This window comes from Shewanella frigidimarina NCIMB 400 (genome assembly GCF_000014705.1).
GTDB lineage: Bacteria > Pseudomonadota > Gammaproteobacteria > Enterobacterales > Shewanellaceae > Shewanella > Shewanella frigidimarina.
Genome location: NC_008345.1, coordinates 4669416 through 4686511, shown reverse-complemented (window position 1 = coordinate 4686511; position 17096 = coordinate 4669416). Strand labels below are relative to the sequence as shown.

Below are 17096 nucleotides of genomic sequence, written 5' to 3'. Positions count from 1 at the left end.
TTTCATGATAAAAGGATTTAAGTCAACTAAGGTTGCTGCTGCACTTGGATTAAGCGCGATGATGCTCTACAGCAGTGCTCAAGCTGCACCATGGGTCGATACCTCTGATATCTATTTGCGTGCAGATATTCAAGCCTTAGCAGATGCCGGAGTGATTAGTGGGCCTATTAATACATTTCCATTGATGTGGTCTGGTATTGGAGCTGATTTGGCTCAAGCGGAACCTGCTTTGTTAACGCCTGATTTAGTGGATGCATTTGCACGAGTTAATTTTTACTACCAAAATGCTGTTGGGAATCGTGGAAACACCAGTATAAAAGTAGCGGCTGCATCTGATGAGGCGCGTTTTCAGCATTTTGGCTCTGATTATCGTGAAAAGGGCCAGTTACAAGGCTCACATGAATACACTGGAGAGCGATTTTCTTATAAGATTTCTGCATCGGCAAATTATAACCCTGCGGACGACGAAGAAATCCGTTTAGATGATTCTTATATTGCTGTGGTGTTAGGCAATTGGATTGTCACTGCCGGCAGCGTAGGCCAATGGTGGGGACCTGGATTTGACTCATCATTGCATAAATCAAATAATGCTCGTCCAATGCCATCCTTAATGATTAGTCGTAATAATTCACAAGCATTTGAAACGCCTTGGCTGTCATGGATAGGCGATTGGAGTTTAACTGGTGGCGTGAGTGTGACCGAAGAAGATCGTTATGCTCCACATACCCTATTATGGAATCTTCGTGGGGCAATTAAGCCATTTAGGCAGTTAGAAATTGGTTTGTCTTGGACTACACAGTTTTGCGGTGAAGGTCAAGAATGTAGCTTCAATACCGCGGTTAAATCCATTACTGGTCAGCGTGATTGTCGAGCAGATAATGTCGATGAATTTGGTTGTTCAAACTATGGTAACCAGATGGCGGGCTTTGATGTCCGTTATGCAGATACCTGGTTTGATGTGCCTGTTGGTTTGTACTTAGAACGCACCTGCGAAGATTCAAAAGGTGATCCATGGCAAATCGTTGATTGCGGTAAAATGGTTGGTGCAGACACACGCTTTAGTATTGCCAAACAACAGTACAAATTATTTATCGAGTACACAGATACTATGGTGTATTGCGGTGAAGACAAAAACCAGTTTAACTGTTTTTATGAGCATTCTACTTACCAAAGTGGCTCGCGTTACTATGGTCGTGCTTTTGGCAGTACCTATGACAGTGATGCCAATGTTTATGCATTAGGCTTAATTGGGCAGTTCGATAATAGTCATGGTTTTACCTCAATACTCCGTTATGCTCAACTGAATAAAGACGGTGCTAATCGCGGTGGTGTATGGGCTCCACAGCCATTAAAAGAAGATATCATGATGCTGGAATTGTCGTATCGTTTGCCGATGTTTAATGGCATGTTGACCTTAGGCGGCAGTGTGGCTAATTCAGAGTTCGAAGTACAAGATGATGACACTCAAGGTACTGTGTTTTCGACTTACGAATATAAGTTTTAAGCGCTATGGTTGATTAACCCGAGTTGAGGTTGATGATATGAGGGAGCCAAATGGCTCCCTTTTTTATGTGTAAATTTAGGCGTTATTTATCCGACTAACGCTGTTGGCATAAACCACAGAAAACCGTGGTACGTTGGCCAAGTTTTATCTCACTTAATAAATTGCCACAGGCTGTACAGGTTTCGCCACCACGACCATAAACATGTAGTTTTTGCGCAAAATATCCAGGCTTACCATCGGCATTAGTAAAATCTTTTAATGTTGTCCCACCTTGTTCAATGGCGTGAGCCAAAATTTGCTTAACCTCGCTGACTAGAATCGTTAACCGTTCTAAATCAATGCTTCCCGCCGCGGCTTCAGGATGGATCCCGGCAGCAAATAAAGCTTCGTTGGCGTAAATATTACCGGCTCCAACCACGATGTGATTATCCATTAAGCACAGTTTAATCGCCTTTTTCTTGCCCGCAAGTGCTGCTTGCAATTGCAATGGCGTAAAATGAGGGCTTAGTGGTTCTGGGCCAAGCTTTGATAGCAGTGGATGGGCTTCTTCTGGTAACTCATACCATAACCAAGCTCCAAAGCGACGTGGATCGTTAAAACGTAACATGCGCCCATTTTCGAGTACTAAATCAATATGGTCATGTTTTTCGATTGGGGTATTGCGCGGTAAAATACGTAAGCTGCCTGACATGCCTAAATGCACGATTGTCATTCCTGCATCGGTATCAATGAGTAAGTATTTAGCTCGTCTGCGGACATTGGTAATACGCTGACCAACAATGTTTTGAGCTATAGCCGGTACAGGCCAACGAAGTGAGGCATTGCGCACAATCAATTCACTTACCGTTTGCTCAATAAGGTATGGACTGATCCCTAGACGGGTCACTTCAACTTCTGGTAATTCGGGCATAATGACTCATTATTTTGATTGAGGAGGTATGGCTAATATAGGTTGTAACCCAGCTCGTAAACTCGGCGGTACTAGATACCAATTTTGACTAGATGATTGCAACAAACCTTCATTTGGGAAATAGCGCCATAATTGTGTCGTTTGCATATTATCGATGGCAATAGACAGAGTTTGCTCTTTAAGGCTATGTTCAGGCTGATTTTTTAATGGTGATACACTAATATTTTGCCATGATAAAGCCCATTGCTGACAATTGAGCACCTGCGAATGACACTGCCACTGTCCGTCTTGTTGACTTAGCCAAATACCATCAAGTTGTAATTGTTTCAACGGCAGCTGCGGATCAAATAAAGGCACTGTATCATCTGGGACATCGGCGGTTTTATCATTGATAAAAGACAATACCGCAATCATAAATACACTGGCACCAATAATAATATAGTTCCAACTTTTACGTGACAGAGCCATAAATCACCTTAATGTGGATAAAAACTATCTCAAACTGGTAATGTAACGCGCAAGTTTGAAGTGGCAAATCATGACATAAGTGTACCATTGACGATAGCAAAAACAATTAGCCGCCAGTGGCATTCATAAAGCGTAGTATTTGTGGGGCAGCGTTGAGGTTAAAGTGGTGAGATTGCGGCTTGTATTGCATTCCATCGGTAATGGCTTGTTTAAGACGTTCAATGTCGGCGGGGAATTGTCGCACAATTGATTTTAAATCAATGGCATTCTCATTACCTAAGCACAACAGTAATTGCCCTTCAACGGTTACTCTTACACGATTACATTCATGACAAAAGTCATTGCTGTGTGGCGATATAAATCCGATACGAATCGTGCTGTCGGCCATCTTTACATATCGAGAGGGGCCACCTGTGCGTTTAGATGAAGCGATTAAGGGATAGCGCGTTTCAATAATGTTTCGGACTTCGTCACTTGAGCAATGACGGTGACGATGACGATCATCCATGAGTCCAATTGGCATTTCTTCAATAAAAGCAATATCGAGTTGACGTTGGCGGCAGAACTCAACTAAATCTAATACTTCATGATCGTTTCGTCCACGCAGAATGACCGCATTAATTTTGATGTTACGAAAGCCAGCCGCTATTGCGGCATCAATGCCAGCGATGACACGCTCTAGTTTTCCGTTACGCGTTAGCTGCGCAAACACATCGGGGTTTAAGGTATCAAGGCTGATATTCAATCGGCTAAGGCCATTATCAAACAGTGGTTGCGCTAGCTTAGATAATCGAGACCCATTAGTGGTCATTGAGAGTTCTTCCAGTTGAGGTAATTTTCTCAATAATTTGACCAGTTTGTCACAGTCGGATCGCACTAGTGGCTCGCCACCGGTGAGGCGTATTTTTTTTACCCCAAGCTCAGTAAAAGCTTGGGCTATCCACGACAACTCTTCCAAACTAAGTACATGTGATTTAGGTAAAAAAGTCGGATCTTCGCTCATGCAATATACACAGCGAAAATCGCAACGATCGGTTACCGATAAGCGTAAATAATCTACTTTTCGCTGAAAGCTGTCGATAAGTTGGCTCATATCAGCACTTACAGTAAATCAGCAAAGGGTTGAATAAACACAGACTCGCCAGCAGGTATGGTGGCAGTATCATCACCAATGACAATTAAACAATTAGCGCTGACCATTGAACTGAGCATGCCAGACCCTTGCGCACCAGTGGTGCTTACCTTGATTCGGCCATCTGAGCCAATAGTATAAATACCGCGTAAAAATTCAGTTCGCCCCGTTTTACTGCGTAATGCATGCTGTGCTATGGCAGGAATAAATTGTGGCTGCCAGTGAAGTTCGCCAGCTAATTTACGGATAGCAGGTTGCACAAACTGTAAAAATGCCACCATAACCGCCACAGGGTTTCCCGGTAAGCCAAAAAATAGGCTGCGATCAATATTTCCTACCGCGAGAGGGCGACCAGGTCGCATGTTAATTCGCCAAAATTGAGTGTTGCCCACATTGGCGAGTGCCGTTTTAATGTAATCGGCATTACCCACAGATACACCGCCAGAGCTGATGACGATATCTGCTTGCTCTGCCGCACTGCGTAACGTCGCGGTGAGTATGTGTTCATCATCTTCAATAATGCCTAAATCGATAACCTGACAACCGAGCTTTTTGGCCATCGATAATACGGTATAGCGATTTGAGTCATAGATGCAGTTTTGTTTGAGTATTTGTCCTGGTTGGCTGACTTCATCGCCAGTTGAAAATACCGCGACGGTAGGGCGTTTAACTAAAGGTAGTCGATCAAATCCAAGTGATGCTAGTAGGCCTAGTTCAGCGGCACCTAAGCGTTTTCCTGCCGCTAAAGCGACGTCACCGCTAGCAATATCTTCACCCGCCAGACGTACATGCTGACCTTTAACGATGTGCTCATGCTCAAGAAGGGTTAACAGGTTATCTTGTTCGTTTGCTAGTTCTCGTGGCTGAATGGTGTCAGCGCCTTTTGGCACTGTTGCTCCGGTCATAATGCGCACGGCTTCGCCGTCTTGCAGCATATTGGGGTAATGATGTCCTGCTAATACTTCGGCCACGACTTTAAGAGGCTTATTAGATAAGTTACTAAACGCAAAGGCATAACCGTCCATTGCTGAGTTAGTTTGTTGAGGTACGTTTATTTCAGAAATAATATCATGTGCCAGTACGCGATTATCAATATCGAAAAGACTGACTAATTCAGTGTCCACAATAGGGGTAACTTGGCTTAATACCGCCGCAACGCCTTGGGATACACTAATGCCGTGTGGACTGTTTTCCGTATCGTCCATTTGAGCTGCTTTGCTCGCATCAATCGGCAAGCTGACCTCTTCTGCCTGCCAATTTTGTTGATAGTGTTGTACAAAATCAGCAATTTGCGCCACGTTGTTTAAATCTAATCGCATTAATGAATCAGGTACTGTGGTTTCATCACAACAGGCAATCGCAACGATATTGTCATCATGTATATGAATCAAAGGTTTATTATGTGCTGCACGGTGTAATTCAATTTTAGGTAATGCCAGTTTTTTAAAGCCTTCTACCAGCACGATATCGACTTTGTCGGCTTCAATTTGACGCAGTAAATGTTGTAATTGTGGGTCATCATCAACTGGGTCTTCAGTCATTAATGCCCAGCGTACATGAGATGCTACCAATACTTGCCTTGCCCCAGCTTTGCGCATTTCGAAACTGTCTTTACCCGGAACATCAACATCAAAATTATGATGTGCATGCTTAATAACGGCTAAACGTAAACCGCGTTCAATTAAGGCAGGAATAAGCTGTTTTAGTAGAGTGGTTTTACCTGTGCCACTGTATGCACAAAATCCCAAAACGGGAATGGACAATGGATTAGAAAATAATGCTGTCATGAAGTACCTCTACTGAATTACTTGGCAATTTGCGTTGCTAACTGCTGTTTTTGTTCTGGTGTATTGATGTTAACGAATGCATTGGGTTGGTCAGCAAAACTTTCTACTGCCACTTTATGTTGGCGATACCAAAAATCAATTTTGCGCTCTCCCGCATCTAAAAAAGCCTGCATTGATGCTGCCAGATGTGGTTTTAGCAATAACACTACGGGTTGTTCATATTCACCATCACTAGCAACAGCAAGGTCGGCTTGTTGTTGCTCTAAAGCAGCTAATAATCTTGCTGTTAAGTCGGTTGGTAGCATAGGACAGTCACAAGGGACCACAAGTAAATAATCAGCTTGAGTCTGTTTTAAGGCTGTAACCATTCCAGCTAAAGGGCCTAAATAACCGCTGTCTTGATCGCTGAAAACGGTGTAACCCCATTGTTCATATTGAGCTTGGTTTCGATTTGCGTTAATCAGGATCTGATCCACTTGAGTCGACAGCTTATTAATTGTATGACAAATCATCGCTTGGCCATTGAGATCCACTAAGCCTTTGTCATTGCCGCCCATTCGTCTTGCCATGCCGCCAGCTAAAATCACCGCATCAATTTGAGGTGCCATAATGTAATTCCGTTGTGTGGGTATCATGTAAATCATCTGTTTGGGGTACATGAATACTGGTATGAATTGTGCATTGCTTTATATGCCAATGTTGTTGACACAACGCGGTCAGGCCACAGGTTTGATGACTGCTAATTAACAGTCCTGTGCCGTCTTGTTTGAGTTGATTAATCATCGCGAGCACTAAGCGCTGTGAGTGCTTATCCATATTCGAGATCGGTTCATCAAGCATTAATAGTTTAGGTTGCGCAATCCAAGCTCTGGCAATGGCAAGACGTTGTCTCTCGCCCCCGGATAGATCGCTAGCATTATGATTCAGTAAATCGGTGAGTTGAGCCATATGAATGGCTTGTTTGATCCGTTTTTTACGTTGTTCCGGCGCTAAAGCCCGCTGATCCAAGGCGTAGGTTAAGTTGTACTTTACTGTGCCTTCAAAAAGATAAGGATGTTGATGTAAATAAACCGCTTTACCTAAAAGAGATGACGGTCGCCACCACGTTTGAGGCGCAAACCCCTGGCTGGTGATCTGACCTTGATTTGGTTTAATTAAACCCGCGAGGAGTTTCATTAAGGTCGATTTACCCGAGCCATTGTCACCTTGCAGGTAAATGACATCACCTTGGCTAAAATGCAAATCGGCTGCGCTAAAGAGTATCTGCTGATTAAAAGATATCAGTAGGTTTTTTGCATGAATACTGGCTAAAGAGCGGTCTGAAGAATGTGATAATGTCATCTTAATGACTCCTTGGGAGGGCTTTGCCTCGCAATGAACCTAAGATGAAGTTTAACACTACCGCTAATATTAATAAGACTAATCCTAGCGCGATAGCTTGTGCAAAATCGCCTTTGCTCGTTTCAAGTGCTATTGCAGTGGGAATATTACGGGTGACATTCATAATATTGCCACCAACCATCATCGAGCAACCCACTTCAGTTAAAATGCGACTAAACGCTGCGATAATGGCGAGCAGTAAGGGGCCTCGTAGTTCACGGCATAAGGTCCAAACCGCGCGTAGCCATGAGGCTCCTAATGTACGAGATGTTTCCCACGCTCTACGATCCACACTGGCAAAAGCGGCCTGTGACAATGCGATTAATACTGGAGCGCAAATTAACATCTGTCCTAAAATCATTCCTTTTTGGGTGAATAGCCACTTTAAATCGCCTAAGACACCATTGCGAGTTAACAATAAATACACTAATAAACCAATCACTACAGTGGGAATAGATTGCAATGTTTGCACTAAGTTAGTGACGATCCAGCGGCCTCTGAAATGACTAAAAGCGAGGATAAAACCTAACATCATCGACGGAATAATGGTGATCAACAGCGCGGCAAAAGACACCGAAAATGAGATGTTAATAATTGCCCATACATGTGGGTCAAAAGATAGCAGCAAGCTAAATGCTTGCTGCAATAGGGCTAACCAGCCATCACTCATTTTTTATAAGTTGCCTTAAACAATTGCTCTCCTTGCACTTTATAATTATTGATCATAGTTTGTGTTGCAGGGCTGATAAACCAATCGCTTAATGCTCTTGCCCCTTTATGATTCAAGTCTGGGTATTTTGTAGGGTTAATCAAAATAATTTGGTAAGGGTTAGCTAATTCCGCGCCACCTTCAAAACTAATATTAAGGCCTAGCTTAGCTTTATAAGCAATAAACGTACCGCGATCCGCTAATGTATAAGCCTGAAATTCATTGGCCATTAATAAGGTTTTACCCATGCCTTGGCCAACTGAGGTATAGCCAGTAAATTCAGGTTTAACGCCCGCATCTTTCCAAATGGCTAACTCTTTCATATTAGTACCAGAGTTATCACCACGAGAAATAAATTTACTTGGCTTATTAGCAATTTTGCTGAATGCTTCAGTGGCATCTTTGCTCGACTTGAGCCCAGCAGGATCATTTTTAGGCCCTAATACAATGAAATCATTCTCCATAATACCGCGAGGCTCAATACCATAACCGTCAGCAACAAACTTTGCTTCTGCAGCTGGAGCATGAGTCATAACGACATCAACATCTCCCTGACTTGCCAGCTTCAATGCTTTACCTGTACCCGTAGCAATCACTTGTACACTATAGCCTGATTCCGCTTCAAATTTTGGTAACAGCGCCCCAAGTAATCCTGAGTTTTCAGTGCTAGTAGTGGTCGCTAACTTGATCACTTCATTTGCGAGTGCTGTTGGGCTGAACATTGCTCCGCTGAGTACCGATGCTGCCAACAGAATACTAACGCTTGCTTTGAGTTTTAACATTGCCGCTCCTTGATATATTAACAATCATGATGTTCATACTGAAAAACGTGTACAAAACATTAAGCCGTTTTGCTTAATTACCAATGCAATAAGCAAGTTAGATGCCAAGCAGTGTTAATGCAAATACAGTTCACGCATAAAATCGAAACTGTGAACTTGCTCCCAAGCTTTAATCATTTATCTTAGACAAATTGTCCCATGATCACTTTTCTGTGGTTCATAGTGACCAAGTGATGTGAATTCGATGATACAGTGGTGAAAAGCGCGACAAAATGTCCAAATAAGAGTCCATTTATGAGTCCAGATGAACATATCTCCCCAGTAAGCAAGACCACTATGTCGGTTCTTATCGTTGATGATGAGCCCGGTATGCGTAGTTTTTTGATGAAAGCCTTGGCAAAAAAGTTTGCCTTGGTAGAAACCGCCTCCACAATTGCCCAAGCAGAAGAATTACGCAGTCACGGCCATTTCGATTTGTTAATTGTTGATATTCGTTTGCCCGACCGTTCAGGTATTGAGTGGCATGAAGCGTTAGATGATCCCGAACGTCAATCTGATATCATTTTTATGACCGGTTATGCAGACATGGACGTGGCAATCAAAGCATTACGTGCAGGTGCCTCTGATTTCATCATGAAACCGTTTCACTTAGAGCAAATGATTACCGCCGTTGACCGCTGTATCGAAAAACGACTGCTAAAGCGTGAAAACTTTATGTTAAGGCGTGAACTGTCGCACGGACAGTCATCCACCATTATCGGCAACAGTGAAGCCATCCGTGATGTTAAAGAGGTCATTGAGCGAATCGCACCGACTAACGCAGTTGTATTAATTGAGGGCGAATCAGGCACAGGTAAAGAGCTGGTGGCCAGACAATTACATCAACAGAGTGGCCGAAGTGGTGCGTTTGTACCAGTAAACTGTGGTGCCATCGCCCCTGAATTGTTAGCAAGTGAACTGTTCGGCCATACAGCGGGCGCTTTTACCGGGGCTAAAGGTAATCGTGAAGGGTTATTTAGTTATGCCTCGGGCGGCACGATATTTCTGGACGAAATTGGCGAAATGCCGATGAACATGCAAACCGCCTTACTCAGAGTGCTCGAACAACGTGCTATTCGTCCTGTAGGAAGCGAAAAAGAAATCGACATTAATGTGCGCGTTATCGCGGCCACTAATCGTTTATTAATTGATGAAGTTGAAGCGGGTCGTTTCAGACGTGATTTATTTTATCGTTTGAATGTATTGAACATTGTTATTCCATCTTTGCGCTCTCGGCCAGAAGATGTTGTTGAGCTTACCCATTATTTTACCTTGCAGTTGTCACAAGAGTTGGGCATTAAAGATGTTATTTGGAGCCACGAAGACCTACAAGTACTGCAACAGCATGATTGGCCCGGTAATATTCGTGAACTGCGTAATATGATTGAACGATGCATCCTATTAGGTAAACCGCCTGCGGAATATTGGAAGAAACCTGTGTCTGTTATGGTTAATGATGCGATGGGCTATCCGCTAAGTTGGCCATTAAAAGAAGTTGAAAAACAACATGTCACCAAAGTGGTCGATAGCCATAGTGGTAATAAATCTGCTGCAGCGCGAGATTTAGGTGTGTCACGAAAAACCTTAGATAGAAAATTTAAAGATTGGCTAACTCACGAAAAACAAGGTCTTGAGGAAGAATAAAAGTGGTGCATTCTACTGGTATTTTTACGCGAGTTTTTGGTATTAGTTGGCAGCAAATGCAGGCCAAAGTGCGTTATCGCATTTTGTTTTTGACATCATTACCTATTTTATTAACCTTAGTTAGCTTGGTGTTTATTACCATTTATTGGAATGTAATATACACAGGTAAACAATTGTTTATGAAGGTAAAGGCTGACTTGGTTGTCGCGAATAGTACTTTAGTGCAAGTGCAGGAACGCCAACAAGATAAGCTCGACTCGATAAGTGAATCATGGGATTTTCAACATGCATTTAGGCTAATAAAACACAGTGATCAACAACCAAATCCGAGTGCGATTAGTGCGTTAAATATGCTATTGGCGCAACAGCAAAAAGAATTAGGTTTAGACTTTTTACGTTTAATTAGTGTTGCCGATGCCGCTGGAGACCCTGATTTACGTTTGATGTTACATCAAACCAAACAGAAGGTTTTTTCGGGGTTAATGGTATTGCCAGCAAAACGCCTCGAAAGAATTAACTCAAGTTTAGCAAAACAAGCTCAAATTACATTGATCCCGACATTGCATGCGAAAAAACCTAAGCAAAGCATGGAAACCCGTGGCTTATTAAGCCGAACTCTACTGCCAATAGCCGACCAGTCGGGAAATGTATTTTGGTATTTAGATGGTGGGATGTTGTTTAATCACAATACTGACATAGTCGATAATATTCGTGACTTGGTGTATGGCAAAGGCACGTTGCCTGAACGTTCAATCGGTACTGTAACCCTTTTTCTGGATAATATTCGCATTAGTACCAATGTACCGATGGAGCTATTTCCTAAAGACAGCAATAAACCCAATAGAGCCTTGGGGACCTTAGTGTCTGATGAGGTTTATCAGCAAGTACTCATTGAAGGCCAAACGTGGATAAATCGCGCCTTTGTTCTTAATGATTGGTATATCTCGGGTTACCTTCCTTTACTCGATGTTCGTGGTAAAAGGATTGGGATGGTGTATGCCGGCTTTTCTGAGTCGCCTTTTTTACATAACTATTTACTCAATATTATCGAGCTCGGCACCATTTTAGTTTTCGTATTATTAATTTCAGGTTTTTTGGTTTATCGCGGCGCGAACAGTTTGCTACAACCTATTGAATATATTCACCAAGTTGTTACTGCGGTACAGTCTGGTCGAAATATCAGAATTGGTAAACTAGACATGAATGGTGATAACGAACTAGCACATTTAGCGGAGCAATTTGATCGAATGTTAGATCAGTTGCAGCGAAGAAATGCTCAAATTCAAGCGGCAGCAGAGCAGCTAGAAATCAAAGTTGAACAACGAACCCGCAGCTTGCAAGATAAAACAGAAGAGCTCGAACGCAATGTGGCGTTGTTGCATGCCACCAGACAGCAATTAGTGACTAACGAAAAACTCACCGCACTAGGCGAACTGATTGCTGGTATTGCCCACGAAATTAATAATCCTACAGCCGTTATCTTGGGAAACATGGAGCTATTAAAATATGAACTCGGTGACAACGCTGCAATAGTCGAAGAAGAAATTGAATTGGTTATTCAACAAGTCGGTAGGATAACGACTATCATCCGTAGCCTGCTGCAATATAGCCGTCCTGGTGAGTTTAATGCGCCAATAACATTACAACCTGTGACGCCAATCGTTGAAGAAATGCTGTTATTAGCTCGTCACTCTATTGAGCAACAAGAAGTGAAGTTGATTAAGGAGTTTACGGCTACAGGTTCAGTAGAAGTCAATCGACCTCAGCTATTACAAGTGCTGATTAACTTAATGGTTAATGCTGCCCATGCGATTGAGAATAAAGGTCGAATTTGGCTACGAACTTACGACTGGCTAGAAGACGGAATCGCTATTGGGGTAAAAATTGAAGTTGAAGATGAAGGGATGGGGATTTCGAAACAAGATTTGAGTCGTATCTTTGATCCATTTTATACCACCCGTAAAGATGGTACTGGTTTAGGGTTATCTCTGAGTTATGGGATTATTAAACGACTTGGCGGTACGATTGAAGTGAATTCGACGGTAGGAAAAGGCACCATATTTACCATTGGGCTTTACCATAAAGCAAAAGATGATCAGCAGCTTGGGCCTTATGAAGGCTTACATTTTGGTGACAGAACACAGTAAAGCACGTGACTAAATAGGCAAGGAATAGACAAAAAATAGGCAAAAAAAAGCCGGGTGATTAACCCGGCCACAAAAAGTGTGTGAGCAATGTCGTGCTTGCGAACTCTGCAGACTAATTAAAGGTGATGAAGTCTCTATTTAGTAAACCGAGTTTTGGAACGCAAGTTAATAATAATCATTCTCATTTGTATTTGCAAGTGTTTATCATCATAAATTTCATTTTTATATTCAACTTATTAAAAATATTACATTAGTCATTGATTAATATAATAAATATTCTTAGTCGATTGGTTTTTTTATCATTCTATTTAGATGAGTTTATGGAATAAAGCTATTTCATTTAGATTTAGGTGTTGTTTAACGTAGAGAGGAATGGGTTTGTGCTGGTTTACTACAGCTATTAGCCTTACTAAAGCTAGCGCGGGGATATATAGAGCGAAGTTTTGTTTAAACCCGTTTTAATTTACAGCTTCAGTTTATATGAGTCCTAAAATGGAAATCTCATGCATTTAGGTTGGGCATCACAATGGTCGAAAACGCTGAATGAATAGAGCGTACCGTCGGCATGACTGATGAAGCCGACGGTACGCTTTTATTGATTAACCACTTTTACATCACCAATTATTTACATTAACCAATTACTTGCACTAACTATTCTAAATAAAACGTTTACGCAATTAATAATGATGATGCTTATTTGGATGCTTGGATAATAACGTTGTCACTATCGCTGCCGCCATTAAGTAAAATTTTGTCTTGCAGGATTTTGAGTAACACACCATATGCGGGTAAAAACAAACCTAGGCTCACTATCAGCTTAAAAGCGTAATCCACCGTGGCTATTTCTGGCCAGTGTGTTGCCATAAACGCATCGTTTGAGGCATAAAAAGCTACACTGAAAAACACTAAGGTATCAACTAAGTTACCAATTAATGTTGATGCAGCAGGTGCAACCCACCAAGCTTTGGCCTGACGTAATTTTGCAAATACAGTGATATCCATGAGCTGACCAATTAAGTAAGCCACAAAGCTGGCAAAGGCGATGCGAAATACAAAACTATTCCACTCAGCTAAGGCGCTAAACGCTTGTAATTGACCTTGATGAAACAATACGCCGACTAAATACGACACTACAAGTGCAGGTATCATGGCTTTGAGGATAATGCCTCTAGCGGCTTGCTGACCAAACACTCTCACCGTTAAATCGGTAGCTAAGTAAACAAATGGAAAGCTAAAAGCACCCCAAGTGGTGTGGTAGCTAAACAGCTGAAATGGCAGTTGGACAAGGTAGTTGCTTGCGCAAATAATTAAGATATGAAAACTGACTAATAGCATCAGTGCTCGGCGATACTTCGCCTGGGTTAACGTCAACATATTGTGGCCTTTTTAATTGGGTTAGCGCGGGGTGAGGGAACCCGCTATTAGTTTGGTTAACAGTATTTACTGGTGTTAACGAGGCTATTTAGCCACAGTTAAACAGATAAGCTAATGTCTGTTATAGAGAATATTATTATTTTAGTTTATTGGCAGTGCTTGCTTTAAACACACCTGTTAGCAGGCCTATTTCAAGGCAATACCAAGGTATTGGCAAACACGGGGCGGGATAATAGCATGTGTTTTGCACAAGCGAAAGATTCTGCTGAGGTTAACATTATTGGTGATGGTCAGTAGCGGAAGACTAAAAGTCGATCAAAATAGACAATACTGTAGCTAACTTATTTTCCAGTTCTTGCCATTCAGCTTCAGGATCTGAGCCCGCAACAATGCCTGCACCAGCAAATAAATTGATTCTTCTAGGTTCTATCAGTGCACTTCTAATTGCGACAGAGAATTCTGATTCATGATGATTTAAATAACCACAAGCTCCAGCATACCAACCTCTAGCATAGCCTTCTCGTTGGCGAATAAAGTTCAGTGCGGCATCGCGTGGTAACCCACCTACGGCGGGAGTTGGGTGCAGTGCACGTAATAATTCAAAATCACTAACACCTGGCTTTAACTGCGCTCGAATAGCGCGGTGCAAATGTTGAATATGATTAAGCTTAAATATTTTAGGTTGCTCATCAGCACCTACATATTGGCTTAACGGTGTGAGCACATCGACAATATGTTTTCTGACCAACTGATTTTCATGGCTATTTTTAATGTCATCTAATAATGCCTGCGCCAGTACATTATCTTCTTCTGGATTAAGCCCTCTGACAGTTGTTCCCGCTAATGCTTCGGTAAACAGTTCCTGTTGGCGGCGTAAATATAACCGTTCTGGTGAGCAAGAAATAAATGCGCGTTCAGGGCTAAATTGGAATCCAAATTGAAAACTATTCGGATTACGACCTTGCCAACATGCTAACACTGTCCAAGGGTCAATATTGTCATCTACATCTATTTGGCTGTGGCGTGACAATACGACTTTAGGTGTTGATTTGATAAAATTTGCTTGAGTGACTTGTTCTACTAATTCTTTCCAGCGTGCAAAATTAGGTAAATCACTCCGGCCCATTAAGTTGAGTTTATTCGGCGGCGACAAGGGACGCGGCTTTTGCACCATTGCGATAGCATTAAGAGCGGATTGTATTTCGTCTTCAGGCTCACCATTTTCAAAATTTAAATTCACCAATACTCTAACGTGATTACCGCTACGGCGTAATTCAATTCTGGGTAATATAAAGTGTGCACGTCCAAATTCAGGCCAACACTCTACGGTGCGATCAAACGCTAAACCGCCATAATAACGAATATCTTGATGATTGGTTTTATTGCGTTGCTGTTGATAAATTTGTGCTAGGGCATTGTCGTCAACTTGGTCGGCAAAATAAAACGTCTTGCACGAGCCGATGGCGGCGACATCTTCGTTTCTATCGCGGCCGTGCCAATAGATTTTTGGGTATAAAGTTTGAGCGCTTAACCAAGATATTAATGGCAGCGCAGGAGCCTCAACAGATAGCTGTACGATAGGGTCACAAATCGGCACATTGCGAAGTTGCTCGAGCTTAGTAATTAATTCGCTAAACTGTGATGAAAAAAAGTGACCAGCCAACCTATACCTCTCGTATAACAACATAAGGTTTAACGTTAATAAACCTAGCAAATAGTGTCAATTGGCAAGATGAAAGCGTGTGATCTGAATTGCTAATATAGCTTACTCTTTACTGGTATCAGTATACGGAAATAATGATCCAATAAGCTGCTCCATATCATCAACAACAGTTTGATTGTTTATCATTGAGGTTTTCTACAGGAATAGTTGTGAACTGTAATGTGACCATACGGTAATATTCTCCTAAAAAGAGTAGGCGAACGAGATAAAGTAGTTCAAAATATAGCTTATATTATGTGAGCAAGATCCCGTTCTTAAATTTCTCTTTCGGAGTAATTGTTACAATGAATGATTCTGTTGAATCAAGCAATGTCATTAAAATCCCCACCGATAAACTTGCTTTAGGCATGTTTGTGACGGCAATAGATCATCAGCAAAGTAAGGTGGCTATTCGTAATCCCGGACAAATCAAACATCGTGATGCAATTTTAAAGTTGAAAAAAAACAACATTTTGCTTGTGTGGGTTGATATTGATCGTTCTTCAGATACTTGCGGGTTAAAAAAAGCGGGTAAATCGAGCTCTGTTAGCAGTTTATTGGTACGTAAAGCGACGGTCACTCGAGATAGTCAGCAAGCGCAGGCTAAAAAGCTACTTGCTGAAGCAAAAGGCTTAATTCAAAAAGTGATGTCTGAAACCTTCAGTGGTAAAGCCATCGAAGTCAATCAATTTGAAGATGTTGCCGACAAAATGATTGAGTCTGTTATGGACGATGCGGATGCATTTAAGTGTATTTCAGCACTGCGTACCAAAGATGCGTATTTACTCGAGCATTCTATTAATGTTGCCTTTTTATTGGTGACCTTTGGCAAACATCTTAAGCTTGATCGCGAACTGCTAAAGCAGATGGCGGTGGGTGGAATTTTACATGATATTGGCAAAATTCAAGTCGATAACGAAATATTGCACAAACCAGGTAAGTTAACCCCAGAAGAGTTTGAACACATGAAATTGCATCAAGTGTATGCAATTGAAATCATGAATGAAACAAAAGGCTTATCGCAAGTGAGTAAAGATGTGTGCTTAATGCATCATGAAAAACTCGATGGCCGTGGTTACCCTAATGGTTTAAAAGATGAACAAATTCCTCAACATGGGCGTATGAGCTGTATTGTTGATATTTTTGATGCATTAACTGCTTCGCGTTGTTACAAAGAAGCCATGAGCCCGGCAGCAGCTTTTAAAATTTTGATGAGCTTGACCCCATTTCATCTTGATCAGAAGCTCGTATACGAGTTCATTCGCTGTGTAGGCATCTATCCAGTTGGTTCATTGGTGCAATTATCGGATGAACGAGTGGGTATAGTATGGGACTCTAAAGGGCGTGATGCGTTGCATCCTGTCGTGAAGTGTTTTTATTCGATTAAGTATAAACGTTACACTGAAGTGACTATGGTTGACTTACTTAAATCTGAATTACATATTGAACGCGGTGTATCACCTGGATCGCTCGATGTAGATCCAAGCCAGTTTTACTAACCGGATATCATCATAAACG

Annotated in this window: 14 protein-coding genes; 4 read left to right on the top strand and 10 right to left on the bottom strand. The window is 41.9% G+C overall.

Going from position 1 to position 17096, the window contains the following annotated elements; translation table 11 throughout:
• Positions 1-4 precede the first annotated feature (4 nt).
• Complete coding sequence (locus tag SFRI_RS20180) at positions 5-1504, top strand: capsule assembly Wzi family protein (RefSeq protein WP_011639334.1); 1500 nt, start codon at positions 5-7, stop codon at positions 1502-1504.
• Between the two features lie 94 nt (positions 1505-1598).
• On the opposite strand, the gene mutM is transcribed toward SFRI_RS20180, so the two are convergent.
• The 8 genes from mutM to SFRI_RS20140 all read right to left on the bottom strand — a co-directional run bounded on the left by mutM (position 1599) and on the right by SFRI_RS20140 (position 8612).
• The gene (gene mutM / locus SFRI_RS20175) at positions 1599-2414 is read right to left on the bottom strand and encodes a bifunctional DNA-formamidopyrimidine glycosylase/DNA-(apurinic or apyrimidinic site) lyase (RefSeq protein ID WP_011639333.1); all 816 of its coding nucleotides are present in this window, start codon (positions 2412-2414) and stop codon (positions 1599-1601) included.
• Positions 2415-2423: 9 nt separating this feature from the next.
• The gene (locus SFRI_RS20170; RefSeq protein WP_011639332.1) at positions 2424-2882 is read right to left on the bottom strand and encodes a hypothetical protein; all 459 of its coding nucleotides are present in this window, start codon (positions 2880-2882) and stop codon (positions 2424-2426) included.
• A gap of 106 nt (positions 2883-2988) precedes the next feature.
• Positions 2989-3975: a GTP 3',8-cyclase MoaA gene (gene moaA, locus SFRI_RS20165; RefSeq protein ID WP_011639331.1), complete on the bottom strand. Its 987-nt coding sequence runs from the start codon at positions 3973-3975 to the stop codon at positions 2989-2991.
• A gap of 8 nt (positions 3976-3983) precedes the next feature.
• Positions 3984-5801 carry a bifunctional molybdopterin-guanine dinucleotide biosynthesis adaptor protein MobB/molybdopterin molybdotransferase MoeA gene (locus SFRI_RS20160; protein WP_011639330.1) on the bottom strand — a complete coding sequence of 606 codons (1818 nt, stop codon included), beginning with the start codon at positions 5799-5801 and terminating at the stop codon, positions 3984-3986.
• A 17-nt stretch (positions 5802-5818) separates the two neighbouring features.
• A complete protein-coding gene (gene mobA, locus SFRI_RS20155) occupies positions 5819-6409 on the bottom strand; it encodes a molybdenum cofactor guanylyltransferase MobA (protein WP_011639329.1) in 591 nt (196 codons plus the stop codon).
• Positions 6393-7142, bottom strand: coding sequence for an energy-coupling factor ABC transporter ATP-binding protein (locus SFRI_RS20150; protein ID WP_011639328.1), 750 nt, complete (start codon positions 7140-7142; stop codon positions 6393-6395). Before SFRI_RS20150 ends, mobA begins: the two co-directional genes overlap by 17 nt.
• Before the next feature lies 1 nt (position 7143).
• Positions 7144-7851, bottom strand: coding sequence for an ABC transporter permease (locus tag SFRI_RS20145; protein WP_011639327.1), 708 nt, complete (start codon positions 7849-7851; stop codon positions 7144-7146).
• On the bottom strand, positions 7848-8612 hold the full coding sequence (locus SFRI_RS20140; protein ID WP_425271587.1) for an ABC transporter substrate-binding protein: 765 nt from the start codon (positions 8610-8612) through the stop codon (positions 7848-7850). Before SFRI_RS20140 ends, SFRI_RS20145 begins: the two co-directional genes overlap by 4 nt.
• A gap of 354 nt (positions 8613-8966) precedes the next feature.
• On the opposite strand from SFRI_RS20140, the gene SFRI_RS20135 reads away from it, so the two are divergent.
• The gene (locus SFRI_RS20135) at positions 8967-10355 is read left to right on the top strand and encodes a sigma-54-dependent transcriptional regulator (RefSeq protein WP_011639325.1); all 1389 of its coding nucleotides are present in this window, start codon (positions 8967-8969) and stop codon (positions 10353-10355) included.
• A 56-nt stretch (positions 10356-10411) separates the two neighbouring features.
• Positions 10412-12502: a sensor histidine kinase gene (locus SFRI_RS20130; RefSeq protein ID WP_049763612.1), complete on the top strand. Its 2091-nt coding sequence runs from the start codon at positions 10412-10414 to the stop codon at positions 12500-12502.
• 693 nt (positions 12503-13195) lie between these two features.
• On the opposite strand, the gene SFRI_RS20125 is transcribed toward SFRI_RS20130, so the two are convergent.
• Positions 13196-13876 (bottom strand): 7-cyano-7-deazaguanine/7-aminomethyl-7-deazaguanine transporter, encoded by a 681-nt coding sequence (locus tag SFRI_RS20125; protein ID WP_011639323.1) that lies wholly within the window; start codon positions 13874-13876, stop codon positions 13196-13198.
• A 304-nt stretch (positions 13877-14180) separates the two neighbouring features.
• Positions 14181-15563 (bottom strand): isochorismate synthase, encoded by a 1383-nt coding sequence (locus SFRI_RS20120; protein WP_011639322.1) that lies wholly within the window; start codon positions 15561-15563, stop codon positions 14181-14183.
• Positions 15564-15883: 320 nt separating this feature from the next.
• Here SFRI_RS20120 and SFRI_RS20115 point away from each other — a divergent pair, with 320 nt between their 5' ends.
• Positions 15884-17077, top strand: a complete 1194-nt coding sequence (locus SFRI_RS20115; RefSeq protein ID WP_011639321.1) for a cyclic di-GMP phosphodiesterase — start codon at positions 15884-15886, stop codon at positions 17075-17077.
• The last annotated feature ends 19 nt before the right edge of the window (positions 17078-17096 follow it).